Annotated in this window: 24 protein-coding genes and 1 pseudogene; 18 read left to right on the forward strand and 7 right to left on the reverse strand. The window is 60.4% G+C overall.

Annotation, left to right across the window (positions count from 1 at the left end; translation table 11 throughout):
• Positions 1–398 precede the first annotated feature (398 nt).
• From NLM27_RS28155 to NLM27_RS28170, 4 genes are all read right to left on the reverse strand, one after another.
• Entirely contained in the window at positions 399–1,145 is a 747-nt protein-coding gene (locus NLM27_RS28155; protein WP_256570033.1) for a sulfite exporter TauE/SafE family protein, read from the reverse strand.
• A gap of 304 nt (positions 1,146–1,449) precedes the next feature.
• Positions 1,450–2,352: a DUF1259 domain-containing protein gene (locus tag NLM27_RS28160; protein ID WP_254146383.1), complete on the reverse strand. Its 903-nt coding sequence runs from the start codon at positions 2,350–2,352 to the stop codon at positions 1,450–1,452.
• Positions 2,353–2,368: 16 nt separating this feature from the next.
• On the reverse strand, positions 2,369–2,602 hold the full coding sequence (locus NLM27_RS28165; RefSeq protein ID WP_254146384.1) for a hypothetical protein: 234 nt from the start codon (positions 2,600–2,602) through the stop codon (positions 2,369–2,371).
• Between the two features lie 56 nt (positions 2,603–2,658).
• On the reverse strand, positions 2,659–2,814 hold the full coding sequence (locus NLM27_RS28170; protein WP_254146385.1) for a hypothetical protein: 156 nt from the start codon (positions 2,812–2,814) through the stop codon (positions 2,659–2,661).
• Positions 2,815–3,121: 307 nt separating this feature from the next.
• On the opposite strand from NLM27_RS28170, the gene NLM27_RS28175 reads away from it, so the two are divergent.
• The 4 genes from NLM27_RS28175 (at position 3,122) to fetB (ending at position 6,169) form a co-directional block, all read left to right on the forward strand.
• Positions 3,122–3,439, forward strand: coding sequence for a hypothetical protein (locus NLM27_RS28175; protein ID WP_254146386.1), 318 nt, complete (start codon positions 3,122–3,124; stop codon positions 3,437–3,439).
• A 292-nt stretch (positions 3,440–3,731) separates the two neighbouring features.
• Positions 3,732–4,766, forward strand: coding sequence for a Cj0069 family protein (locus NLM27_RS28180; RefSeq protein ID WP_254146387.1), 1,035 nt, complete (start codon positions 3,732–3,734; stop codon positions 4,764–4,766).
• Between the two features lie 3 nt (positions 4,767–4,769).
• Complete coding sequence (locus tag NLM27_RS28185; RefSeq protein ID WP_254146388.1) at positions 4,770–5,366, forward strand: ATP-binding cassette domain-containing protein; 597 nt, start codon at positions 4,770–4,772, stop codon at positions 5,364–5,366.
• Positions 5,363–6,169: an ABC transporter permease gene (gene fetB, locus NLM27_RS28190; RefSeq protein ID WP_254146389.1), complete on the forward strand. Its 807-nt coding sequence runs from the start codon at positions 5,363–5,365 to the stop codon at positions 6,167–6,169. The genes NLM27_RS28185 and fetB overlap by 4 nt, the downstream gene beginning before the upstream one ends.
• A 171-nt stretch (positions 6,170–6,340) precedes the next feature.
• Here fetB and NLM27_RS28195 read toward each other — a convergent pair whose 3' ends face one another.
• Complete coding sequence (locus NLM27_RS28195; protein WP_254146390.1) at positions 6,341–6,655, reverse strand: hypothetical protein; 315 nt, start codon at positions 6,653–6,655, stop codon at positions 6,341–6,343.
• Between the two features lie 212 nt (positions 6,656–6,867).
• Entirely contained in the window at positions 6,868–7,659 is a 792-nt protein-coding gene (locus NLM27_RS28200) for a hypothetical protein (protein ID WP_254146391.1), read from the reverse strand.
• 620 nt (positions 7,660–8,279) lie between these two features.
• On the opposite strand from NLM27_RS28200, the gene NLM27_RS28205 reads away from it, so the two are divergent.
• From NLM27_RS28205 to NLM27_RS28245, 10 genes and pseudogenes are all read left to right on the forward strand, one after another.
• A complete protein-coding gene (locus NLM27_RS28205; RefSeq protein WP_254146392.1) occupies positions 8,280–9,260 on the forward strand; it encodes an ABC transporter substrate-binding protein in 981 nt (326 codons plus the stop codon).
• 476 nt (positions 9,261–9,736) lie between these two features.
• Positions 9,737–10,087 (forward strand): DUF2200 domain-containing protein, encoded by a 351-nt coding sequence (locus tag NLM27_RS28210; RefSeq protein WP_254146393.1) that lies wholly within the window; start codon positions 9,737–9,739, stop codon positions 10,085–10,087.
• Between the two features lie 78 nt (positions 10,088–10,165).
• Positions 10,166–10,291 (forward strand): hypothetical protein, encoded by a 126-nt coding sequence (locus NLM27_RS43655; protein WP_256570034.1) that lies wholly within the window; start codon positions 10,166–10,168, stop codon positions 10,289–10,291.
• Positions 10,292–10,552: 261 nt separating this feature from the next.
• The gene (locus NLM27_RS28215) at positions 10,553–10,951 is read left to right on the forward strand and encodes a nuclear transport factor 2 family protein (protein WP_254146394.1); all 399 of its coding nucleotides are present in this window, start codon (positions 10,553–10,555) and stop codon (positions 10,949–10,951) included.
• Between the two features lie 49 nt (positions 10,952–11,000).
• On the forward strand, positions 11,001–14,375 hold the full coding sequence (locus NLM27_RS28220) for an AAA family ATPase (RefSeq protein ID WP_254146395.1): 3,375 nt from the start codon (positions 11,001–11,003) through the stop codon (positions 14,373–14,375).
• Between the two features lie 241 nt (positions 14,376–14,616).
• Entirely contained in the window at positions 14,617–15,126 is a 510-nt protein-coding gene (locus NLM27_RS28225) for an AAA family ATPase (protein ID WP_254146396.1), read from the forward strand.
• A gap of 177 nt (positions 15,127–15,303) precedes the next feature.
• Positions 15,304–16,398 (forward strand): ABC transporter substrate-binding protein, encoded by a 1,095-nt coding sequence (locus NLM27_RS28230; RefSeq protein WP_254146397.1) that lies wholly within the window; start codon positions 15,304–15,306, stop codon positions 16,396–16,398.
• 23 nt (positions 16,399–16,421) lie between these two features.
• Positions 16,422–17,036: a TetR/AcrR family transcriptional regulator gene (locus NLM27_RS28235; protein WP_254148951.1), complete on the forward strand. Its 615-nt coding sequence runs from the start codon at positions 16,422–16,424 to the stop codon at positions 17,034–17,036.
• Between the two features lie 74 nt (positions 17,037–17,110).
• Positions 17,111–17,964, forward strand: a pseudogene (locus NLM27_RS28240) (DMT family transporter).
• Positions 17,965–18,104: 140 nt separating this feature from the next.
• Entirely contained in the window at positions 18,105–18,974 is an 870-nt protein-coding gene (locus NLM27_RS28245; RefSeq protein WP_254146398.1) for an alpha/beta fold hydrolase, read from the forward strand.
• Between the two features lie 302 nt (positions 18,975–19,276).
• Here the strand turns inward: NLM27_RS28245 and NLM27_RS28250 are convergent, their stop codons facing one another.
• Positions 19,277–20,209, reverse strand: coding sequence for a LysR family transcriptional regulator (locus NLM27_RS28250; RefSeq protein WP_254146399.1), 933 nt, complete (start codon positions 20,207–20,209; stop codon positions 19,277–19,279).
• Positions 20,210–20,324: 115 nt separating this feature from the next.
• Here NLM27_RS28250 and NLM27_RS28255 point away from each other — a divergent pair, with 115 nt between their 5' ends.
• From NLM27_RS28255 to NLM27_RS28270, 4 genes are all read left to right on the forward strand, one after another.
• Complete coding sequence (locus NLM27_RS28255) at positions 20,325–21,125, forward strand: SDR family oxidoreductase (protein ID WP_254146400.1); 801 nt, start codon at positions 20,325–20,327, stop codon at positions 21,123–21,125.
• 62 nt (positions 21,126–21,187) lie between these two features.
• Positions 21,188–21,721 (forward strand): YkgB family protein, encoded by a 534-nt coding sequence (locus tag NLM27_RS28260; protein WP_254146401.1) that lies wholly within the window; start codon positions 21,188–21,190, stop codon positions 21,719–21,721.
• A 55-nt stretch (positions 21,722–21,776) separates the two neighbouring features.
• The gene (locus NLM27_RS28265) at positions 21,777–22,193 is read left to right on the forward strand and encodes a cupin domain-containing protein (RefSeq protein ID WP_254146402.1); all 417 of its coding nucleotides are present in this window, start codon (positions 21,777–21,779) and stop codon (positions 22,191–22,193) included.
• Between the two features lie 24 nt (positions 22,194–22,217).
• Positions 22,218–22,685: a carboxymuconolactone decarboxylase family protein gene (locus NLM27_RS28270; protein WP_254146403.1), complete on the forward strand. Its 468-nt coding sequence runs from the start codon at positions 22,218–22,220 to the stop codon at positions 22,683–22,685.
• The last annotated feature ends 234 nt before the right edge of the window (positions 22,686–22,919 follow it).

Consider the following 22,919-nt stretch of genomic DNA (forward strand, 5'->3'; position numbering starts at 1 on the left):
GAAGCGGACGCACGGCGTCCGACAGATAGGCGGGCGCCGGCTTTTGACCCTGGCTGTGTGAAAACTCAAAAATCGAAACTCGACAAAGGAACGATATTTTTCAGTTCGAAGTTGAATCCGCTTGCGCGTTGAGCGACTAAAACGGTCTTGGACGAATAACTTCTTCTATCGCGATTGAGCGTCTTCGCGTTTTCACACAGCCAAGACCCAAAGCGGACGTTAACCCGGATTGTCATTCCCCGATGGATCGTGCCCACCCCTATCAGCATCCAGCGGTGCGTCAACTCCCATCAGAATCAGCGCGATAGCGAAGCCTGAACCGCGCTGTCGTAAACACTACGCTTGATGATTGGAAATCGGCTTCCCTTCCGATTGCGGATAGAGGTGTTTCCGCTCGATCATTGGCGACCTCCGGTTAACGTGGAAGCAACTAACGATGCACCAGCAATTAGAACCAGCATCAACACAGTTTTGCGAAACGTCTCATCGTTGATCGCTCCGTAGAGTTTAAAGCCTATCCAGATGCCTGCTACCATGAATGGCAGACCCAGGCCGTAAAGCTTAATGGTGTCGGGCGTGTACGATCCCGCGATCAGTTGCGAGATCGAGATGATCACGAAGGCCGCAAACAGCACCGGCTGAAACACCGAGCGCTGCTTGTCCCGCGACCATCCGCGCCACTGGCAGGAGATAGTTGAGACGATGCCGCCAAGACCGGTGAGGCCTCCGAGCAACCCGTTGGAGATGCCGATGGCGACGTCGGCCAGCGTACCGATCTTCATTGGCTTTATGGTCGGGCGCACAAGGTTGTAGAGGGCGTACAGGACGAGCAGCACGCCGACGCCGAACCGCAACCAGGTCGCATTGATGTAGGTCAGCAGCATCACGCCGATCGGAATGCCGATTGCCGTACCCAGAGTCAGCGGCCAGACGTTTTGCCAGTTCAGTTCATGACGCAGCTTCGCGATGCCGTAACCCTGCGTGAGCAGCCCGTAGCCAGCGATTAGGGCCGCGGTCTGGATCGGAGTGATGATGTGCAGCCAAATGCCGGAGACGACAATGCCCATCGCGAATCCAGAGAAACCGCTAACAAAACCGCCCAGAAATGTTGCTAGTATGAAGGGGAAAAGAAGGTGACCATCCATAGTGCTCGCTCCATAAGAAAGCGAGCAGCGCTTGCATGGGATGACCACTTAACGGGGAGGCTGCGACGTCCCCAGCCCTGCCATCCTACGAAAACGATCTACTCCTTGGCAATAGGGTCATCTACTTGTGGCTCTTCGCGTCGTTTAGGGTCATCCGACGGCATCTCCGAGGGGGTAGACCCGCAAGCGGCGGATGCTGGGCCAAACCGTCGCGACGAACCCGGAGCAGACTTCGAATTCGAACGCTGTTAAAGCTTGTGCGACAACTCTCCTACGGAGTCGTTCCCGCAGCCCTCAAGTCATCCTAGCCCTTGGTACTTGCCGTCTTGTCGAGCGCGGCGCGCAAGCCCTTTGCCAGCTTGATCGCGTCGTCGTTCGCCCAGAAGTGCATGAAGAACAGCCGCGGCTGCTCGTCCAGCATGTGGCTGTGAAGCGCCGTCACCTCGATACCGTGGGTCCGCAGCGCGACGATGACCGGGTTCACCTCGTCATTGGTCAGCACGAAGTCGCCGGTGATCGCCGCCTTGCCGCCGCCCGTCGGCTGGAAGTTGATGCCGATGGCAACGCCCATTGCGCCGACCGGGGTCAGCGGCATACCGTCCTCCGTGATCGGATCGTGCCGCTTCACGTTGAATTGGTAAACGCCGCCGTTGGCCTGTCCCTTCGTTCCGATGATCTGGTCGAGCTGCGCTGTATCTAGGTCGATGGCAGGCGGCGGGCTCGCCGGTGCCGCGACCGTCAGCGGTGTCCTGCTTTCCGCCAACGCGTCGCGGACGGCCGAGGCCAGCTTGACGGGATCACCGTGGCCGGCGACATGCATGTAGAACGTTGGCGGGCTCGCACGCAGCAGATGGTTGTGTACGGCGGTGATCTCGAGGCCATTCGCGATCATCTTCGCCATCACGGGATTGATCTCGGTCTCTAGAAGCACAAGGTCGCCCATGATCATGGCGCCGCCGTGCATCGGCTTGAAAGCAACCCAACCGCCCAGCGCCAGCGAAGGCTTGATGGTCACGCCGTCTAGGGTCACCGACAGGTCACTGCGTGGGAAGCCGTAGCGGTGAACATCGTCCGAGACTGCGGCCTTTCGACCGAGGGTCTCGTCGACCTTTTGCCAGTCGATGTCCTGCGCGCGCGCCATGTAGATGAACGGCAAGTAGGCAAGAGCAAAGCCAAGGGCCGTTAAAGTCCAGACTGTGCGTTTCATTTTACTCGTCCTCCACTCAGTTTCGTTCTTTGATCTGGCCGCCGCCGTCGACGACGAGCGTCACCGGCTTGCCGTTCTTGACCGCCTTGGCCGTGGTGCCCTCGGCGGTCGGCTTGACGTCGCTCACCTGCGAGTAGCCGGCCGCCTGGATCTTGGCGACGAGTTCCTCTTGTGCGAGCGCCAGGATTGGTGAGATGCCGACCGCGAGAGCCAGCAGAATTGCTGCCCGATAAATCGTCCGTGTTCTCATATTCGTTCTCCTGGTCGTGTCCTCCGCCCCAGGTGAAGTCCGTCGGCGCCTACGCTTCAGATGCCGCCCGCCAAGTGCAGCAGAATGTCGGCACCGCAGGATGCGGTGAGCATGACGAGCATGCATACGTTGAAGCGAAAGATTGCGGTGGCAGCCGCGACCGACGAGACGTCGTCGATGCGCAGCGCCGGTGCGTCCGCCGTGCCGATCAATCGAGACAATTTGGCGGGTACAATGGAGGTGTCTGATAATGACATGCTGCGCCCTTGGTGATCAGGACGCGATTCTTGGGCATGTCGCCTGGCGGGGAGATCGCAAATCCCCGTGGCTCGAATACAAGCCCGGATGGCCGGGCTGTCAACCCGATATCTCCATCCAATGGCTCAGTTTGCATCACGCTTTGGAGACGGAGAGGACTCCCCTGTCCTATTTCAAACGCGTCCTGAAAATGCCCAACGGATTCAGGAAACGTTTGGAAGTTCGCGCGTTACGGAGCGAGCAACGCAATGGAGGAAGCATATGCGAACCTCGATTCTCGCGATGATGGTCGTTGCCGGAAGCGCGATTGCCTTCCCCGCAACAGCCCAGACGCCGCAAGCCGCACCGAGCGATCAAACAAAAGAGCAGATGCATCAAGATGCAGATAAGGGGCTCAAGACGGGCGAGCCCAACGAGCAGATGCAACGCGATGCAGATAAAGGAATCAAGACGCGCAATTCCGGAGAGTCCGGATACGTAGCCGATCAAGACAGGCCGGCTGCCTCTTCGCATCCCCCGGGACGACCGGGAACCGGTCAGACCACGGGCACAGGTAGCCAGACTGGCGCTCCTAAATAGGGAGCCAAGACACGATAGTTGCAGGGGTCATCGCGGCCTTTAGCCTGCGACGTCGAGAGTCATTGAAACTGCTTCAACGGTCGCTGATCGCGCCCTACGCGTCGGCAGCCGTGATCGTCTCGTTGAGCTCTGGTCGGGCGGGCCAGGACGGGGAAATCGCTTCGGAGTGTCTCTTACCCACCTCTTGAAGCTCTCGGCCGATCTCACGTAGAGTGTCTTGGAGGGGACAAGCAGACTCCCCGTGAGACTTCGGTCCAAGCTCTGCGCAGCACGCAACACGTGGAGCTTGCGCATGGACACCGACCGATACTCCTCCTCCCGACCTTCGATCGCCATTCTCTCGCGAGGCGACGCAACCTCGCGCCGGCAGACGACCGCGCAGAACAGCCGTTTTGTGCAGGTTTTCGAAGCGCTCGGCGCCGTCGGCATCGACGCGCGCCCAGCGATCTACGACGAAAGTTTTGCCGAAGAGGTCTGCGAACAGTTGCTCGCGGTAGACGGCGTGCTCGTATGGGTCAATCCTATCCAAGACGGTCGAAATCGCGCGGGTCTTGATGCCCTGCTGCGCGACGTCGCCGCCCGCGGCGTATGGGTGAGCGCGCACCCCGATGTCATCCTCAAGATGGGGACCAAGGAAGTCCTCTATCGTACCCGCTCGATGACCTGGGGAAGCGACGCGGCACTATATCAAAACGCTGCGGCGATGCGCGCCGAGTTGCCGACACGGCTCGCTGCCGGTCCGCGCGTGATCAAGCGCAATCGGGGCAACGGCGGACAAGGCGTCTGGAAGGTCGAGAGGCTGCCGATCTCCTCCATGATAAAGGTACTGGACGCAACCAAGGACGCGTCCGAGGAACTGACGCTGGATGATTTCCTCCGCCGCTGCGCGGAGTATTTCGAGAACGGCAGCGTGATCGACCAAGCATTCCAGCCTCGCCTGAGCGAGGGCGTGGTGCGTTGCTACATGGCAGGCGATCGCTGCGCCGGCTTCGGCCATCACAAGGTCAAAGCCCTGGTCGAGTCGCCTGCCGCACGTTCGGAGGCCGGACCACGGCGCTACTCGTCCAAGACCGATCCGCATTTCAAACGACTGCGTCAGTTGATGGAGGACGAGTGGACGCCACAGCTAACCTCGCTGCTGGATATTGTACGAGGTGACCTGCCCGCGATCTGGGACGCCGACTTCATGCTCGGCCCTGTCCAAGCCGATGGGAGCGACAGCTATGTGCTCGGCGAGATCAATGTCAGCTCGGTGCACCCTTACCCGGATGAGGCGCCGGCAGAGATCGCGAGGCGGGTTGCCGACCGGCTGCAGCTCAAGCTTTGACGCATGCTAACGGTCAGCGGGCTCAAGCGCCTGCATATCTCCGTGTCATTCGACTTGCAGGACGGCGAATGCGTCGCCCTGCAAGGGCCCTCCGGGGTCGGGAAGACCTTGCTACTCCGCTCCATCGCGGACCTCGATCCCAACGAGGGGACGGTCAAGCTTGACGGAACGCTTAGAGAGGCGATGTCCGCTCCCGCCTGGCGAAAGCGAGTGACCTACCTCGCCGCCGAGCCTGGCTGGTGGTCCGACACCGTGCAAGAGCACATCACAGGCTGGGAAGATGCTCTGCCGCTGGTCACCCGCTTGGGGTTGCCAGACGATTGCGGACCTTGGCCGATTCAGAGACTTTCGACTGGCGAAAGACAACGTTTAGGGCTTGTGCGCGCACTCATGCTGCGATCGCGCGTGCTTCTGCTGGATGAGCCAACTTCGGCGCTCGACTCGGCATCCGCCGCAGCCGTGGAGTTCCTGATCGCCGAACGCATTTCGAAAGGAACGAGCGTTATCTGGAGCACCCACGACAACGCTCAAGCCCGCCGCGTCGCGTCAAGGATATTGGCGATGGGCCCCGATGGCGGCCTCAAGGAGCGCCGGCCGTGACCTACATCCAGCTTTCGTACGCCGATCTGGTCCTGCCCGCGCTCCTTGTCGTCATGGACGGCGGCCTCTCGCTTGTTCTTCACCTCAAGCTTGAGAAACAACTGGCCATCGCGACCGTGCGCATGGTGGTCCAGCTCGTCCTCGTTGGATACGTGCTGACGTTGCTTTTTGCCGCGGTGTCGCTGCTTTGGACCGCACTAGCCGCCTTCATCATGGTCCTCTTCGCGTCTCGGGAAATCGTCGCGCGGCAGAAGCGGCGCCTTCCGGGCGTTTGGAAGTACGGCTTGGGCGCCGGATGCACGCTGCTCGCCGCCGGTACCGTCACGATGTTCGCGCTTCTAACGGAGCTACGCCCGGATCCCTGGTATCACCCGCGCTATGCGCTACCTTTGCTGGGTATGATCTTGGGTAACACCATGACCGGAATCAGCTTGGGCTTGGACGTACTGACAAATGGCTTGGTGCGCGAACGAACCGCTGTAGAAGCTTGTCTTGCACTCGGGGGCACCCGGTACCAAGCTGTGCTGCCAGTCATACGGGATGCGTTGAGAAGCGGTTTCATGCCAATCATCAACAGCATGGCAGCGATTGGCCTTGTTTCTTTGCCGGGCATGATGACGGGCCAGATTCTTGCGGGCGTCGAGCCGGTCGATGCGGCAAAGTATCAACTGCTGATTATGTTCCTGATCGCTGGCGGAACAGGGCTGGGAACGCTGGCCGCCGTCCTGGGGGGCGCACACCTGCTAACCGATCATCGACATCGGCTCCGCCTCGATCGAATATCTATCGAAGGGTCAGGTTAGGTGTTGCCCTGATCCGTCGAACAAAAGGTAGCGGAACGGGGCTCCAATGACGCCGGTCGTCGACCATTCTTGGGCCGATCTTTCACTTCCGCTTTCGTTAGCCCGAGCTGCCCCCTTCTGCTTCAGAGGGGCAAGCGGACATAGCTTCGCGATCGGATTTATGGTCAAGTCCTAAGCCGTACGGAGGCTCGCCATTATCCACCCAATCACGCAGGCAAACGCCAAAATGACGAGGGATGGGCCGACAATCAGCGGCGTTAGATATTCCAACGCAGCGAGGCGAGCAGCACCGACTTCGCTGTCCCTTGGCGCTAAGTATTGCTTGAAGAACGTGGCGGCTTGCGCCCGCACGACGGCATCGGGCACGTCCCTCGCGGAGAGCGACACGTTGTTGGGGAATTCATTCCTGGCGCCGTGACCGGCAGCAAAGCCGGCATCGAATTGGTCAAAAGGATTGTCTCGCTTAAAAGAGGCCCGAACTCGCATCTTTCATTGCCTCGCGCGTCGTACTCGGCTTGGAGACTTCGGTTTTCGGGCTTGGGTCGAACTGCCCGCCTGGTGACCGTTTGTGCAGGTACACCGAAGCGACGTCGAACGCGCGTAATAAATTGCGAGTTCGGGCGACGTCGGTCTGACGCGCTGGCAGGCCTCAAGGAAGGATCGTCAGCATCCAAGTTGGGGGCATGTCGGTCGCGGCACTAGCGCGACCATGGCCATGACAACAACGGTTGCGGCTTCTTGACTTGCAGCGGGGCGGTTGACGCCGGCTTTGGCGCTTGGGCAACATTGGCCGACTGCCGAGGACGCGGCAATGGTATTTCAGGCATAACCCTTGGCTCTTCGGGGCTCACCTTTGGCCCTTCAGGCATCACATTTGGCGCTGAAGCGTTGGCAATGACGCCGGCGAGTTGTGCTTGGCTTGCGTTGAGGCGCTCGGTAAGCGTCTGGCTTTCGCGCGCCATCTGGATTTGGATTGCCCTGGTCTCGTCCGCGATACGATTGTTACGCGCTATTTCTTCCTGGCTCGCCTTGAGTTGGCTCGCGACATTTTCGTTGTCGCGGACCAATTGCTCTTGCCTCACTTTGAGCTGTTCGACCGCCTGGCTCAGGGCAGCAAGATCGCGCGTCAACGACTGGAGCTGCGGTGCCAAGTCGGAAGACAGGGCGATGATGGCAGACAGCGCTGCGTCTTTCGGAGAGGCCGCCTCTCGGGGGCCCTGCGTCAGAGGTGCAGGGTGAGGGGCCGTCATGGCGGGATGAGCGGAGGGCGACCACCACCAAGCAACAACACCAATCGATGCCGCCAACAGAGAGCAGGCGAAAGCCACATGGCGCCGCTTCGCCGATGAATGGTTCGTTGCTGGCTGGGCGCGAGACGCCGCCACGCTGGTCGGCTGGGCCGAGGGACTGTCTCCCTCTTCGCGCGCCAGGTGCGAAAGCTCCTCCGCGATCTGCATTTCCGCGAGCCTGTCGTCCCGCGTGGAAGCCATTTGGTGCTCTCCATATCCAATGCAACGGCACCCGCGTGAGAGTGATCCGCGGCATCTGAGCTATGTCTAGCTAACGCTCGACGGGATGCAGACGGTCTTTGAACCTACGAAGGGCCCCATGTCGCCTTTTTACCAAGTCACCAAAAAACTGTAACTATGCTCATCGGCCGGAAGTCAGGAAATGAACCTGTCAGGAAATGAACCTGACCCTTCACGATGGTGCTGCGTTTCGTCGTTCAGCACCGTGGCAAGCAGAAGCATCGACAGAGCTGGCTTACGATGTTTGGCGCAACCACTCAAGTCCTGCCGGCCGATGTTATCCGATAAATCTGCTTGCCGCCCTTAAGCGGCGCGGATTTTTCAATCAGCCCCCGGACTTCAAGACGCTTGTTTGTGTGATCACGACCGACATGGAAGTCGGCGGCGCCGTCAGCTTCAAAATGGGATTTTCGACAGGCTCACACCGATCTGGCCCAAGTCGCGATGGACGAGTTCGAGTTTCACATTGCTGCGACGCTTGGAATTTTCCTGTCTCGTCTCGCCTCGTCTCATGCCAATTCCAACTCGGCCCCATATCCGGTGTGCTAGGCTAAGCAATTCTCTTGGGCGAGGAACGTCAGATGAGGCGAAGGCAGTTCCTAACTCTCGTCGCAGGCGCGGCAGCTGCGCGGCCGATCAAAGGCAATGCACAACAACAACCGAAGAAGCGACCGATGATCGGCTTCCTCGTGGCAGGATCAGAGACGTCTCACGGGGCATGGGCGGCGGCATTCGCGAAGCGCTTGTCAGAGCTTGGATGGACAGATGGACGCAACGTCACGATCGAGTATCGATGGGCAGCCGGAGATGTACAGCAGACCACGGAATTTGCAGCCGAGTTCGCGCGACAAAAGGTCGATCTGATCGTCACGTCGGCGTACGGCGTTGTGGCCGCCAAGCAGGCAACGTCTACCATTCCCATTGTATTTGCGGCTTACGGCGATGCCGTTGGTAACGGCCTTGCTGTAAGCTTGTCTCGGCCAGGCGGAAACCTGACGGGACTTTCCATCCAGCCAGGGGAGCTTAGTAGCAAGCGTCTTGAATTGCTGAGAGAAGTTATCCCAAGCGTCCGCCGTCTCACTGCATTGGTCAATATACACTACGCCGGTCTTAAACACGAAGTCGCCGGTATCCGGGCTGCATCCGAACGGATGAACATCGACGTAAACATTGTTGAGATCGCGACGGCGGGCGACATCGAGCCCGCCATGACAAGGCTGGCGGGCCGCACTGATGCTCTTTATGTGTACAGTGAGCCTCTTACAAACGCTCACAAGTCCCAAATCATCGCCGCGGCCAACACCGCAAGAATACCAACCATATTTGGATTCAGAGAATTCGTTGACGCCGGAGGCTTGATTTCATACGGAGCCAATTTTATCGACCTGTTCACCCGTGCAGCGGAGTTTGCGGATAAGATACTGCGTGGGGCAAAGGCGGCCGACATGCCAATTCAGCAACCGGTGAAGTTCGACCTCATCATCAATCTCAAGACCGCCAAAATTCTTGGTCTAAGCATTTCAGAGAGTGTTCTGACACGGGCCGACGAAGTTATCGAATAGGCTCTTTCTCGGGTTGTCCGGATTTGGCTCATCGCGGTAACCGGCGTCGTGCAGGATATTTCTGGAGGTCGATGTCGTCCGGAAGTCGCCCGCCCTTGGACCGGGGCGGTCCGCACTGGTTTGGGCCAGCAGAGGGGTGGACTTGACGGCGATGAGGCCAGCTGCGGCCAACGCCGCGGACTGAGAAATTCGCGCTTCGTCAGCATGGTAAAATCCGCCCTGAAACGGGAAGCACGCTGTCACTGGCGGCAATGCACCATTTGATCTGGAGCAATACGCAGAATACGACGCTGCAAACTGGAATCAATGTCGCCTATTGGCCAACACGTTAAGACGAGTTGACCTGCTTCGCTGCTGAATGCATAGCGGACACGACACGCGTTCGCGGATTCGATCACTGCCGACATGCTAAAGTTGGCTCAGCAGATTGATCAGAGCGAGAACGTGCCTTGGAACCATGCAAGCGGATCGATTCAATGGCAAAGCATCGAATCTATACGACAAGCTTCGCGAGCGTTTATCCGTTCTATGTAGCGAAGGCGGAGAAAAAGGGACGTACCAAGGCGGAGGTTGATCAGGTCATCTCGTGGTTGACTGGCTACGGTCAGGAGGAGCTGGAGACGCAGCTGAAAGAACAAACCGACTTTGAGACATTCTTTGCAGAGGCTCCCAAGATCAATCCGTCGCGAGCCCTCATTAAAGGCGTAATTTGCGGTGTTCGAGTGGAGGACATCAAAGAGCGAACTATGCAGGAGATTCGCTACTTGGATAAACTGATCGACGAGTTGGCTCGTGGAAAAGCAATGGACAAAATTCTACGAAAATAGTGATCCCGAGCGACCGGGCCGCCGTCCTCTTGGCGCGGCGTAGCGGATATAATGCTGCGTGGGGCAAAGGCGGCCGGCATGCCCATTCAGCAACCGGTGAAGTTCGACCTCATCATCAATCTCAAGACCGCCAAGATTCTTGGTCTGATTTCAGAGAATGTTCTGACACGGGCCGCTATTGGTCGCCGACGCGCCGGGTCCTGAGGTCCTCGACCAGCTCAAAGGCTGGAAGCGGATCTACGCGAACGACATCGCGGTGATCCATGTGCGGGTGACCACGGACGGCCGCGGCGCCGAAGTGAGGCCGCGGCTCAGGGCGTGCATTCGCCAAGGTGAGACGTCTGCTTCCAAGTGTGAAGCAGACTTGGCACTCAGCACGCCCGTTCCCGCGAATTCCGGATTTCGCGTACTGGCCAGCAGTAGTATAGTGGAGGCGTTACCAAGGCTAATCTGAGGGAGGAAATCATGATGAACCTGACCTCCTCGACGAGCTTCGACTTCAAAGCCGAAATTATTGGAGCTTATTCCGCCTGGGATTTTGCGTTCAACAAAGCTGACGCGAAAGCGGTCGCCGCGACGTATGTTTCGAACGCCAAAGTGCTACCGCCAACGCATCAGGTCATATCGGGTCCGGAAGAAATCGAAAATTTCTTCGCCGGGCTGTTTTCAGGCGGATTCACTGATCACAAACTGACAATCATAGACGCGGGTGGAGACGAGAAGGTCGTCTACAGCACCGCAAAATGGTCGGCCGAGGGCAAGGGACCGGATGGGAGCCGCCAAAGTGCCGGCGGCATTGCAACCCATGTGTTCGAGCGCCAGGCGGACGGCTCACTGAAGCTGAGGTTACATACCTTCAACTGACAACTGAGTTCGCCGTCGTATCGCTTGGCACCGCGCGAGGAGACTTCGCGTGAATATAGCCGAATGGCTTCGCAGTCTTGGGCTGGAGCGCTACACCCACGCCTTCCAGGAAGCCGAAGTCACGCCTGATGTCCTGCAAGAGCTAACCGAAACGGATCTGCGAGAACTTGGCTTGCCGCTCGGGCCGCGCAAGATCGTACTGAAGGCAATTCAAGCACGCTCGTCATCGATCGCTCCCATCGCACCTGACGCAGGTGAGCCAACCGAACAGATAAGGCCGGCACTGCCCTCAGAGGCGGATCGTCGGCAGCTTACGGTCATGTTCGTCGACTTGGTCGGGTCGACCGCACTCGCCTCGGGGCGCGACCCCGAGGAGCTACGTGACCTCATGCAGGCCTACCACAACGCCGTGGCGGGCGAGATCGCCCGGTTCGAAGGCCACATCGCCAAGTTCTTGGGCGACGGCGTTCTTGCGTATTTCGGTTGGCCGCGGGCGCATGAAGATGAGGCGGAGCGCGCCGTCCGCGCCGGGCTTCGCGTGACCAAGGCGGTCGCCTCCCTTACCGAGCCGGGCGGTTTAGCGCTTGCCGCTCGCGTCGGCATTGCAACCGGTCTGGTCGTGGTCGGCGAACTCATAGGCGAGGGAGAGGCTCGCGAGCGGACCGTGATCGGCGAAACCCCGAACCTGGCTGCCCGGTTGCAGAGTCTGGCCGAGCCCAGCGATGTGGTGATCGCCGAGTCTACGCGCCGCCTCCTCGCCGAAGCCTTCATCTACCAGGACCTTGGCATGATGCCTCTCAAGGGTTTCCCGGAACTGGTGCAGGCCTGGCTCGTCATCGGCGAGGGCGTGGCCGAGAGTCGGTTCGATGCCCAGCACGGCATGGCAACAACCGCACTGGTCGGACGGAATCAAGAGCTTGCATTGCTCTTGGACCGCTGGGAGCAGGCGAAGGAGCGTGAGGGACAGATCGTCCTGCTCGGCGGCGAAGCAGGCATTGGCAAGTCTCGGCTCGTGCGGGCATTGCGCGACCATCTCGCAGGTGCGCCGCACACGCCACTGAGCCATTTCTGTTCTCCGTTCCATACCAACACCGCGTTGTACCCAATCATTGGCCTCCTCGAACGGGCCGCCGGAATACGACGGGAGGACGCTCCTGAAGAACAGCTCGATAAACTCGAGGCCATGCTCGCTCTTGCTACAAACGACTTGCATGACAGCGCGCCGGTTCTTGCGGACCTCTTGACGATCCCGGCAGGTGGGAGATACCCGCCACTAACGCTTAGTCCACACCAGAAGAAAGAACGAACGTTCCGGGCCCTCCTCGAGCAGATACAAGGCCTGTCGGCGCGGCAGCCGCTGCTTGCCGTGTACGAGGATGTCCACTGGGCAGATCCTACCATGCTCGAACTCCTCGACCGGGCGGTCGACGAGGTGCAGAGACTTCCTATTCTGATGATTATCACCTTCCGGCCGGAATTCGTTCCTCGCTGGACAGGCCGTGGACACGTGACATCGCTCTCTTTGAGCCGGCTAGGCCGAAGGCAAGGAGCGGCTGTGATCGACCGGATCACGGGCGGCAAAATACTTCCACAGGAGGTTCTTGAGCAGATCTTGGCTAAAACTGACGGGGTGCCTCTATTTGTCGAGGAACTCACCAAGGCCGTCGTCGAATCCGGGCTGCTCAAAGACCGGGGCAGCCGCTATGAGTTGATGGGTCCGTTGCCACCGCTGGCGATCCCGACCACGCTGCAGGACTCGTTGATGGCCCGCCTCGATCGGTTGGCGCCGGTCAAGGAAGTCGCCCAGATCGCGGCATGCATTGGGCGCGAATTCGGACACGACCTTCTAAGATCAGTAACGGCCCTCGACGAACACTCGCTCCAGCGTGCTCTCAATGACCTGTTGACAGCGGAACTCATATTCCGCCGTGGAGCACCTCCGGATATCGGCTACAGTTTCAAACATGCGCTGGTCCAAGACATCGCGCATGAGAGTCTCTTGAAGAGCAAGCGGCAGCAGATTCACGCCCGCATCGCAGCAGCTCTCGAGGAACATTATCCTGCCCGTGCCGAGGCTGAGCCGGAGACGATCGCTTTGCACCTCATGCAGGGTGGACTGGCGGGAAAGGCAGTCGGCTATTGGCTGCGGGCGGGCCGGATTGCCGCGGGACGTTCCGCCAATCTCGAAGCGATCACTCACCTCACAAGGGGGCTGGAGGCACTCAAGGCGAATCCAGAAGGACCGGAGCGCGATCGCCTGGAACTCGCGCTGCAAACGGCAATCGGAGGTCCGCTGATTGCCATTCACGGGTACACCGCTCCGCAACTGGGCACAGCCTTCAGCAGAGCTCACGCGCTCTGTTATGAACTCGATGACACCGCTGCCCTGTTCGCCACTCTTAGCGGGAAGTTCATTTTCCACTTCGTGCGCGGCGACTTTGGCGCCATGCAGGGCCTTGTTGCCGAGGCGCAGCGCGCCGCCGAGCGCACCGGGGATACGGCACTTGAATTGGCGACACATCGTTTGGCGGCACTCACCGCCATGCATGCCGGCGATTTTCTCACGGCTCGGTCGGAGTTCGAAACGATCTTGGGTCGTTATCGACCGGACGCGCATCGGCCGCCGCCTGTCCACTATGTCCATGACCCCAAAGCCTCGGCACTACCCTACTTGGCGATTGTGCTTTGGATCCTTGGCTACCCTGAACAGGCCCGGAGGGCCAGCCGTGCGGCGTATGAATACGCTGCGGAGTTGAATCAAACGAATCTTACCGCGCACGTGCAGGTCTATGGTGGAGCGGGGCCTGCCGAGTTGATGGCGGACGTGGCGGGTGTGCATGCGCACGCCGAAGCCATCATCGATCTCGCCGATCAGCACAGTTTGAACTATTGGCGCTTGAGCGGTCTCATCCTGCGGGGCTGGACGATGGCACAGGAAAGCAACGTGGAGGGCGGCCTGGCCCTCATGCGCCTGAGTCTGAACGAGCGGGGCAGGCTCGGAGCTAGCTGGTACCAGGTGCGTTATTTGTGGATGCTCGCGGCGATGTATCACCAATTGGGCGACGACGACAACGGACTGGCCACCCTGGCCGAAGCAAAGGCCATTGCTGAGCGCAATGGTGAACATATGTGGGAGGCGGAACTCATGCGCCTTGACGGCGAACTGCATCGCACTGGTGGCGCTCCAGCCGAGGAGATCGAGGATTACTTGCAAGCGGCGATCAGGGTGGCGCAAAGCCAAGGCGCGAAATCCTTTGAATTGCGTGCTGCCATGAGTTTGGCTCGGCTGTTGCGCGACCAGGGCAAGATGGCCGACGCGCGAGGCCTCCTTGGTCCCGTTTACGGCTGGTTTACGGAAGGCTTCGAAACACCAGACCTTTGTTCTGCCAAGGCACTGTTGGAGGAGCTTACTGAAGTTTCTTAATGCCACTTTGTTCAGCCACGCATAAAGGCACCTGAAACTTTCCGCGGATCGACTCTGGATTGCCTCGCTCCGCTTGCAATGACGGAGTGTGCGACTATGGCGCGCGTCTCTCTCGTGTCTGGATGCTCGCTTAAAAATCAGAAGCGGACTTAGGCGTGCCCTCCGCCACTTCGCCGTTTGACCTATGGCGGACTTGGCGGTCGGACTGCTAACCTCCGATTCAAAGCAATTCGAGTGTACAATGGCGAGACTCATTACGCTTGCTGGTTTGCCGGGGGTCGGCAAGTCAAACATTGCTCGGGTTTTGGCTCGGCGTACCGGAGCTATCTGGCTGCGGATCGATTCGATGGATCAGGCGATCTGGGCATCCGGTACTGCACCGGTTGATCTCCTGGACTGGACCTACCGAGCTGCTCAAGCCGTCGCGACCGACAATCTGGTCCTTGGCCTGGACGTGATCGCCGACTGTGTGAACGATTGCGAAGAGGCTCGGGAAGGCTGGGAAACTGCCGCGCGGAAGGCTGGTGCCGAAGTCGTTTGGATCGAGGTGGTGTGCGGCGATTCCGACGAGCATCGGCGCAGGATTGAAACCAGGTCGACCGACATCGCCGGGCAGTCGCTGCCCAGCTGGAATGCGGTCACCGGCCGAGCCTACGCTCCCTGGGAACGCGATCACTTCACGGTCGACACGGCACGCCGAAGTCTTGAGGAGTGCGTGGAAGAGGCGATGCGCCTGCTTCATGGGCGGTAGCGGCTTCTGGCCCTAAAGGCGCTGGCGTCGGCATTCATTTCCACCACTTCTGCAAGTGACCCGGCTGAGACATCGGGCCGCGGCCCTCCGGCCTTGGGGCAGGACCAATTTCATCCTTATATCGGGGCCGCTCGGCAGAGCCGATACTGTGCTTCGTCCATTGCCTAGGGGCGAGGAATGCGACGGCGGGAGATCATCGCAGCGTTTGCCGCTATGGCAGCAGTCTGGCCGCCCCCGGTGCGGGCCCAGCGAGGTGGGCGAAAACTCTGGCGTGTCGGACACTTGATCGGAGGAACGCCGGCCGGAACGTCGCGGGTCAGTGTCGGGCTCATCGAGGGGCTGCGCGATTTGGGTTATATCGAGGGGCGGGACTACGTCATCGAATACCGTTATGCCGAAGGTCGTTACGACAGATTTCCCGAACTTGCCGCCGAACTGGTTCGTTTGAACGTCGATGTCGTCGTCTTGGGCACGCCCGCCGCCATTCCCGCGATGCGGAACGCAACGAGCACCATACCGATCATCATGAGTAATGTGAGCGATCCGGTTGGTAGCGGCTTCGTGTCCAGCCTTGCGAGGCCGGGTGGCAATGTCACCGGCCTTGCGACCTCACATGAGAGCACGACTGCCAAGCAGATTGAATTTCTATCTGAGATCCTGCCCAAGCTCTCTCGCATCGGGGTTCTCGCCAACCCGGATAGCCCGACGACCGTGCCGGGGCTCGCAACGGTTCAGGCGGCGGCCCGACAAGTCGTTGTTGAGCTATGGCGGGCCGATGCGCGCAACGCAGACGAGATCGATACCGCCTTCGTCCAGTTTGCCCAACAGCATGTCGAGGCCGTTGTTGTCATCACTGATGCCGTCTTCGCCTTGCATCGCAGACGCATTGCGGAGCTCGCGATGAAGGCCAGGCTGCCAACGACGTTTGCCCACCGCGAATACGTGGTCGATGGCGGAACTCTCAGCTATGGCTACGACATCAAGGATTTCCTCCGCCGCTCGGCGGCTCTCGTCGACAAGATCTTCAAGGGAGCCAATCCTGCTGATTTGCCGATCGAGCAGCCCACACGGTTCTTTCTGACAATCAACCTCAAGACCGCGAGGGCGATCGGACTGAAGCTTCCTGAATCGTTTCTGTTGCGCGCCGACGAGGTGATCGAACAGGGCTGGGCTTGCTGCGACTGCTCACAGCCGCAATTGGCCATAGCTGACATTTCAATGCTCGGACGAATGACCGCTTCTGGAGCTGCCGCGGTCACTTGCCATATATAAACCAAATGGTCTATATATCACCCATGCCTTCTCAGGCCCCAGTGCAATTGCCCCGTGGCCGTCCCCGAAGTTTCGACGTGGACGCCGCCGTCGCGCGTGCGATGAACGAATTCTGGTCGCGCGGCTATCACGCTACGGCGCTGCCGGACCTGCTTCGGGCCACAAGGCTCTCGCGGGGCAGCCTTTACGCCGCGTTCGGCGACAAACACTCGCTCTTCCTGCGCGCGCTCGATCGCTACATTGCCGATGCCGTGACACGGATGGATGTCGAACTCGGGCCCGGCGGGGAGCCGGCCGACGGCCTGCGAGCCTTTCTTTCCGGCTACGTCGAGCGCACGAGCGGCGCCAATGGCCGGCGCGGATGCCTGCTGGTGGCCACGGCCATGGAGTTGGCTGGCCAGGACGCCGAAGTCGCGCGCCGCGTCGCGGGCTTTTTCAAAGCCATGGAAGCCAGGCTTGCGGGTGCATTGTCCCGCGCAAAGGCGGCGGGCCAGCTCGCCGATGGCGTCGATCCCTCCAGTGCAGCCAGAATTCTCGTCTGTTTCGTCGAGGGGTTGCGCGTGGTCGGCAAGACGGCGCCGGCACGGACGACGTCGCAAGCCACCGCTGACGCTCTGCTCCACCGCTTCATCCGGTAAACGACCCGATCAGGGACGCTACCACGATTGACGCATGTATATTTAGACCGATCAGTCTTGAAAGGAAGGATGCCGTGTCTGCTATCCAGATCGTCTGCGCGGTGGCCGTTCCCCTGCTCTGGGGTTATCAGTTCGTGGCCATCAAGGTGGGGGTGGCGGAGTTTCCGCCGCTCTTCTTCCTCGCACTCCGCTTCCTGGCGATCGCGCTGCTGCTCGTTCCCATCGTCAAACGGCCCACGCGCGAGCAGCTCGGCCCCATCGCGGCCATCTCGATCTTCCTTGGCGGACTGAACTTCGGGCTGTTCTATGTCGGCCTTGGGCTCGGCTCGGGAAGCATGTCGGCCGTCGCCTATCAGCTCGCGACGCCCTTCACCGTGCTGTTGGCCTGGCCGCTCCTCAGCGAGCGGCCGTCTCTCACCACGTCCGCCGGAGTGCTGCTGGCATTCGGTGGCGTGGTGGCGTTGGCGGCGGAGTCTGGCCTATCAGGAAACGGGCTTCCGCTGCTGCTCGTGGTCGGAGCAGCCTTCGCATTCGCGGTGTCCAATGTCCTGACGAAGCGCTACGGCCCTTTTGATCCCCTGATGCTGATGGGATGGTCGTCGCTGTTCACGGTGCCGCAGGTGATGTTGATGTCTCTGCTGCTCGAATATGGACAAGTGGCGAGCCTCGCCGCCGCGGACGAGCGCGGTTGGCTAGCCCTCGCCTACACGATCTTCATCGGAGGAATTGTCGGGTTTGGCCTTTGGTTCTGGCTGATCGGGCGCTGCTCCATGAGCCGCGTCGCGGCCTGCTGCTTCCGGTGTTCGCCTTGATGTCGAGCGTGTTGTTCCTCGGCGAGCGCATGACGCCGAGATTGATCGTCGGCGGGCTGCTCGCGATGTCAGGCGTGGCGATGACGCAGATCAGGCCGAGCGCGCGTCCCGTTTGAACCCGGACGTCGCGTTGCGGCATCATTCGCCGGCAGATGGAGATCACGAGGCTTCACGTTTCGGTGGCGGCCCCTGTTGCGACGTGACGCACCCGCCTCGCCGTACGGTAATATCCAGTGGTCGAACAGGAGGGCGTCTCATGCGCTTTCGCAATCTCTTCATTGCAGTTCTCGTCACGGTCTCGTTCACCGCGGCACAGGCGGCGCCGCAATGGCTGAGCCTGCCGCCGACGCCGACCTTGCCGAAGGCGACGAGAAGCGGCCTCGCGCCCGTCAACGGCATCAAGGTCTGGTACGCAATGTTCGGCCGGGGTGAACCCGTCCTGTTGCTGCATGGTGGCCTCGCCAACGCCAATTACTGGGGCCATCAGGTCCGCGCGCTGCAGCGGCACTATCAGGTCATCGTCATGGAGAGCCGCGGCCACGGGCGCAGCAGCCGCAACCAGGAGCCGTATGGCTACGATTTGATGGCCTCGGACGTGATCGGGCTGCTCGATGATCTCAGGATCAGGAAGACCGCGATCGTCGGCTGGAGCGACGGCGCGATCATCGGACTCGACATTGCCATGAAGCACCCGGAGCGGGTGAGCAGGCTGTTCGCCTTCGCGGCCAACTCGGATCCGTCGGGCGTTGCGGACATCGCATCGAGCAACGTCTTCAACGCCTACATCGCCAGGGCCGGAGAGGAGTACAAGCGTCTCTCGCCGACGCCGACGGCGTACAAGAGCTTCGTCGACGACATCACCAAGATGTGGGAGAGTCAGCCGAAATGGACGGCCTCCGACCTCGCGGCGATCAAGGTGCCAACCTGGATCGTGGACGGCGATCATGACGAGGCGATCAAGCGCGAGAACACCGAGTTCATGGCGGCCAACATTCCGGGGGCCGGCCTGCTGATCCAGCCTGAGGTCAGTCACTTCTCGTTCCTGCAGGATCGCGAGCAGTTCAACGATGACGTGCTGCATTTCCTGGCGCGTGGCGGTGACAAGTCGGGAGCCGGGGCGAAGTGAGGAGATCGTAGAATAGCCAAAGCGCAAGCGTGCCTATCACTTCTGTCGTGATGGCCGAGAGATGGTGGGCACGGCGCAAGGGCGCCTTCGCCCACCCTACGAAGTTGCCGCCAAGCCATTGGGGCGCAGCTCCCTCAGCACTGTCATTGCGAGGAGCCTTGCGACGAAGCAATCCAGACTGCCACCGCCGAAAGAGTCTGGATTGCTTCGCGGAGCCTGTCATCGGGCTTCAGGGGAAGCGCGGCTATGGTCAGGTCGGTTCTGATTCGAAGCGGATGCATAATGACATTTGTCGATTCAGGTTACGTGCGGGGCTTCGGCGAAGCTGCGCCTTTTGGCAGGTCGGCGAGGCGCGCCCTGAGGCGTGGTACCGCGAAGTCGAGAAAGACGCGCAATTTGGCCGGCATGAAACGATTGGGCGAATACACGAAGCTGACAGGCTGCGGCGGCGGCTGAAATTCCTGGAGCAGCGGAACCAATTCTCTCGAATTTATCGCTTCGGCGGCGAGATAGGAGAACACCACAGTGATCCCTATGCCCGCGCGCGCGGCATCACAGGCCGACTCCAGATTGCTCGCAACAAAGCGGGAATGCACGGGTATCTCGTAGTCGGTCTGCTCCCGTTTGAATCGCCAAGCGGTTGGCGACTGCATCGGAGGATAGCTAATGCAGTCGTGCGCACAGAGATCGTCAGGCGTTTTCGGCGTGCCGCGGGATTTCAGATAGGCCGGGCTGGCGCAAGCCAGGCGATGAATTTCCCCGACACGAACGGCGATCAGGTTGCTGTCGGCGAGATCGCCGACCCGAAGCGCAACGTCGATGTGCTCGTCCAGGAGATTGAGCGTTCGATCCTGTAGATTGAGTTGAACGTCGACCTCCGGGAACGCCACCAGGAACTCCGCCAGGATTGGCTGCAGGCACAAGCGGCCGAGCGCGACGAGGGTCGTAACGCTCAGTTCCCCGCGCGGTGTCGCGTACTCGCCGGACGCGGCGCGCTCGGCTTCGGCGACGTCGGCGAGAATCCGCTTGGCTGCGGCCGCGTATGAAAGCCCTGCCTCCGTCGGGACAAGCGCGCGGGTCGACCGGTTGAATAGCTTGGTGCGCAGGTCCGCTTCGAGCTCGGAAATTTTTCGGCTCACCGTCGCCAGCGGGATTTTCTGGCGGCGGGCCGCGGCCGACAAGCTACCGGTCTCCGTTACTGCCAAGACGATCGACATGCTTTCGAAACGGCCCATGGGATATTTCCAATTTTAGAAGGATGCATCTCTATTTTGGCAGATACCAATCAATTTCGGAAGGACATATCCATAACCGCGAGGCCACGAACCCGGCCAACCAACGGAGATGGAAATGACCCAGACTGCAGGCACTGCCCTCATTACCGGCGCATCAACCGGCATCGGCGCGATCTACGCCGATCGGTTGGCCAAGCGTGGCCATGATCTCATTCTTGTTGCCCGCAACAAGCAGCGGCTCGCGTCGCTGGCGCGCCGCCTCGCCAACGAGACGGGCCGGAAAGTGGAGACGGTCGAAGCCGATCTCACGTCCCCGGCGGACTTACGGCGCGTCGAGGACATCCTCAAGACCAACGCCGGCATCTCAGTGCTGGTCAACAATGCAGGCGTCGGCGCATCGGCCCCGCTGGTGACCTCCGATGCCGACAAGATGGAAGACATGATCAACCTGAACGTTATCGCGCTGACGCGGCTGACCTATGCCGCAGTCCCTGGATTTGTCGCCCGCGGCAACGGCACGATCATCAACATTGCGTCGATTGTCGCGATCGCACCGGAGGTGCTGAATGGCGTCTACGGCGGCTCGAAAGCCTTCGTGCTCGCATTCAGTCAATCGCTCGTTCACGAGCTCGCTGGCAAGGGCATCCGCGTGCAGGCCGTGCTGCCTGGCGCCACCGCCACCGAGTTCTGGGATGTCGCCGGCACGCCGGTGCATCAGCTTCCGCCGCAAATCGTGATGTCGGCCGACGATCTGGTCGATGCGGCGCTCGCGGGTCTCGACCTCGGCGAGACCGTGACCATCCCGTCGCTGCCGGACAAGGCCGAATGGGATCGCCATGAGACCGCTCGCCTCGCCATGACGAACAAGCTCTCGAGCGCCATTCCGGCCCCCCGTTACAACCTCGCTCGCGCGTGAATGCGTGAGACCAATCGAACCGCATATCCAACTGAAACCATGATCACAAAAAGGAAATGACCATGTCTCGCATCATTACTCAGACCCCCGAACCGTTCCTCTTACCTGGTACCGGCGTGCGGTGGCACGATCACGCCGAACGCTTGCTCACTTACGCAGAGCCGGTCAGCCGGGTCGGCCTCTACGTGTCGCTCGCGATCATCTACGCCTGGTTCGGCGGAATGAAGTTCACCGACTACGAAGCCCAGGGGCTGGTGCCGCTGGTGGAGAACAGCCCGTTGCTGAGCTGGTTCTACGCCCTGTTTTCGGTCCGCGGCTTCGCCGCCTTTCTCGGCTTCCTGGAACTGAGCATCGGACTGCTGATCGCGCTCAGATTGGCAAGCCCGGTCTTCTCCGTCGCCGGCGGTTTTCTCTCGGCCGGACTCTTCGTCACGACCTTGAGCTTCATGTTCTCGACGCCGGGTGTCGTGGTGCCGGAGCTCGGGGTGCCCGCAATCTCGGTCGCGCCGGGCCAGTTCCTCCTCAAGGATATCGGCCTGTTCGCCGCCTCCTTCTGGGTATTCGTCGACTCGCTGAAGGCCGCCATTCGCAAGTGAGCCCGCTTTTCCGGACCAGTGTCATCACTCCTTACAAACCAAAGAGAACACGACCATGAAAATACGATCCATTCTCAGTGCGGCCTATGCTGCCACTGCCATCGCTGCGGCAACGCCCGCCGCCGCGCATGGCATCGGTGAAACGGTCAGGCCGCACTTCGCGGAGGCGATTCCCAACATCCCCGGCAAGTCGCTGGTCAGCGTGATCGTCGATTATACGCCGGGCGGGGCATCGCCTTCACATCTCCACGCCAAGTCGGCTTTCATCTTCGCTTACGTCCTGTCGGGAGAAATCGAGTCGCAGGTGAATGACGGGCCGAAGCATGTTTACCGGGCCGGCGAGAGTTTCTATGAGCCGCCGGGCTCGCTCCATGCCGTCAGCCGCAATGCGAGCAACACCAGGCCCGCGAAACTGCTCGCAGTGTTTGTCGTCGACAGCGACGAGAAGCAACTGACCACTCCGGTCAAATAGCAATCGTCATCAAGGAACAGGAAAATGAGCAAGCGCCTCGACTACAACCAGATCGCCCCGGCAGGCATCAAAGCGCTGGGCGGCGTCTACGGCTACGTCATGCAGAGCAAGCTTCCCGCAGTGCTTGTCAACCTGGTTTATCTGCGTGTGTCGCAGATCAACAATTGCGCTTACTGCCTCGACATGCACACCCGCGACCTGCTCAAGAACGGTGTGAAGATCGAGAAGCTCGCACTGGTGCAAGCGTGGGCTGAGGCTGGAAATCTCTTCGACGCACGCGAACGCGCTGCGCTCGCATGGTCAGAAACGGTGACGCGCGTCGCAGAGACCAACGTGCCGGATGAAGCCTATCAGGCTGCCCGCGCCGTGTTCGAGGAGCGCGAGCTCGTCGACCTCACGATCGCGATCGGCTTGATGAACGCCTACAATCGGATGGCCATCGGTTTCCGGAACACGCCGCAAGCGGCGATCGAGAACGAGCGGGCGGCCTGACGCGGCCGCGAAATTCCCGGCGGTCATTTGAGCGCCCACCCTACGAAGCTGCCGCCAAGCCATTGGGAGCGCAGCTCCCTCAGCACTGTCATTGCGAGGAGCCTTGCGACGAAGCAATCCAGACTGCCACCGCCGAAAGAGTCTGGATTGCTTCGCGGAGCCTGTTATCGGGCCGCGCTTTGCGCGGCCCCGGTGGCTCGCAATGACGGTCGCCAACAAAAAAACGCGGCGTTT

Origin of the sequence: Bradyrhizobium sp. CCGB12 (genome assembly GCF_024199845.1) — a bacterium.
GTDB lineage: Bacteria > Pseudomonadota > Alphaproteobacteria > Rhizobiales > Xanthobacteraceae > Bradyrhizobium.

Coding starts and splice junctions, on each gene's coding strand:
- NLM27_RS28255 (WP_254146400.1), top strand. CDS start 20,325: ATGACCCAGACTGCAGGCACTGCCCTCATTACCGGCGCATCAACCGGC.
- NLM27_RS28205 (WP_254146392.1), top strand. CDS start 8,280: ATGAGGCGAAGGCAGTTCCTAACTCTCGTCGCAGGCGCGGCAGCTGCG.
- NLM27_RS28250 (WP_254146399.1), bottom strand. CDS start 20,209: ATGGGCCGTTTCGAAAGCATGTCGATCGTCTTGGCAGTAACGGAGACC.
- NLM27_RS28225 (WP_254146396.1), top strand. CDS start 14,617: ATGGCGAGACTCATTACGCTTGCTGGTTTGCCGGGGGTCGGCAAGTCA.
- NLM27_RS28230 (WP_254146397.1), top strand. CDS start 15,304: ATGCGACGGCGGGAGATCATCGCAGCGTTTGCCGCTATGGCAGCAGTC.
- NLM27_RS28165 (WP_254146384.1), bottom strand. CDS start 2,602: ATGAGAACACGGACGATTTATCGGGCAGCAATTCTGCTGGCTCTCGCG.
- NLM27_RS28235 (WP_254148951.1), top strand. CDS start 16,422: ATGCCTTCTCAGGCCCCAGTGCAATTGCCCCGTGGCCGTCCCCGAAGT.
- NLM27_RS28160 (WP_254146383.1), bottom strand. CDS start 2,352: ATGAAACGCACAGTCTGGACTTTAACGGCCCTTGGCTTTGCTCTTGCC.
- NLM27_RS28185 (WP_254146388.1), top strand. CDS start 4,770: ATGCTAACGGTCAGCGGGCTCAAGCGCCTGCATATCTCCGTGTCATTC.
- NLM27_RS28210 (WP_254146393.1), top strand. CDS start 9,737: ATGGCAAAGCATCGAATCTATACGACAAGCTTCGCGAGCGTTTATCCG.
- NLM27_RS28215 (WP_254146394.1), top strand. CDS start 10,553: ATGATGAACCTGACCTCCTCGACGAGCTTCGACTTCAAAGCCGAAATT.
- NLM27_RS28180 (WP_254146387.1), top strand. CDS start 3,732: ATGGACACCGACCGATACTCCTCCTCCCGACCTTCGATCGCCATTCTC.
- NLM27_RS28245 (WP_254146398.1), top strand. CDS start 18,105: ATGCGCTTTCGCAATCTCTTCATTGCAGTTCTCGTCACGGTCTCGTTC.
- NLM27_RS28260 (WP_254146401.1), top strand. CDS start 21,188: ATGTCTCGCATCATTACTCAGACCCCCGAACCGTTCCTCTTACCTGGT.
- NLM27_RS28155 (WP_256570033.1), bottom strand. CDS start 1,145: ATGGATGGTCACCTTCTTTTCCCCTTCATACTAGCAACATTTCTGGGC.
- NLM27_RS28200 (WP_254146391.1), bottom strand. CDS start 7,659: ATGGCTTCCACGCGGGACGACAGGCTCGCGGAAATGCAGATCGCGGAG.
- NLM27_RS43655 (WP_256570034.1), top strand. CDS start 10,166: ATGCCCATTCAGCAACCGGTGAAGTTCGACCTCATCATCAATCTCAAG.
- NLM27_RS28175 (WP_254146386.1), top strand. CDS start 3,122: ATGCGAACCTCGATTCTCGCGATGATGGTCGTTGCCGGAAGCGCGATT.
- NLM27_RS28270 (WP_254146403.1), top strand. CDS start 22,218: ATGAGCAAGCGCCTCGACTACAACCAGATCGCCCCGGCAGGCATCAAA.
- NLM27_RS28265 (WP_254146402.1), top strand. CDS start 21,777: ATGAAAATACGATCCATTCTCAGTGCGGCCTATGCTGCCACTGCCATC.
- NLM27_RS28195 (WP_254146390.1), bottom strand. CDS start 6,655: ATGCGAGTTCGGGCCTCTTTTAAGCGAGACAATCCTTTTGACCAATTC.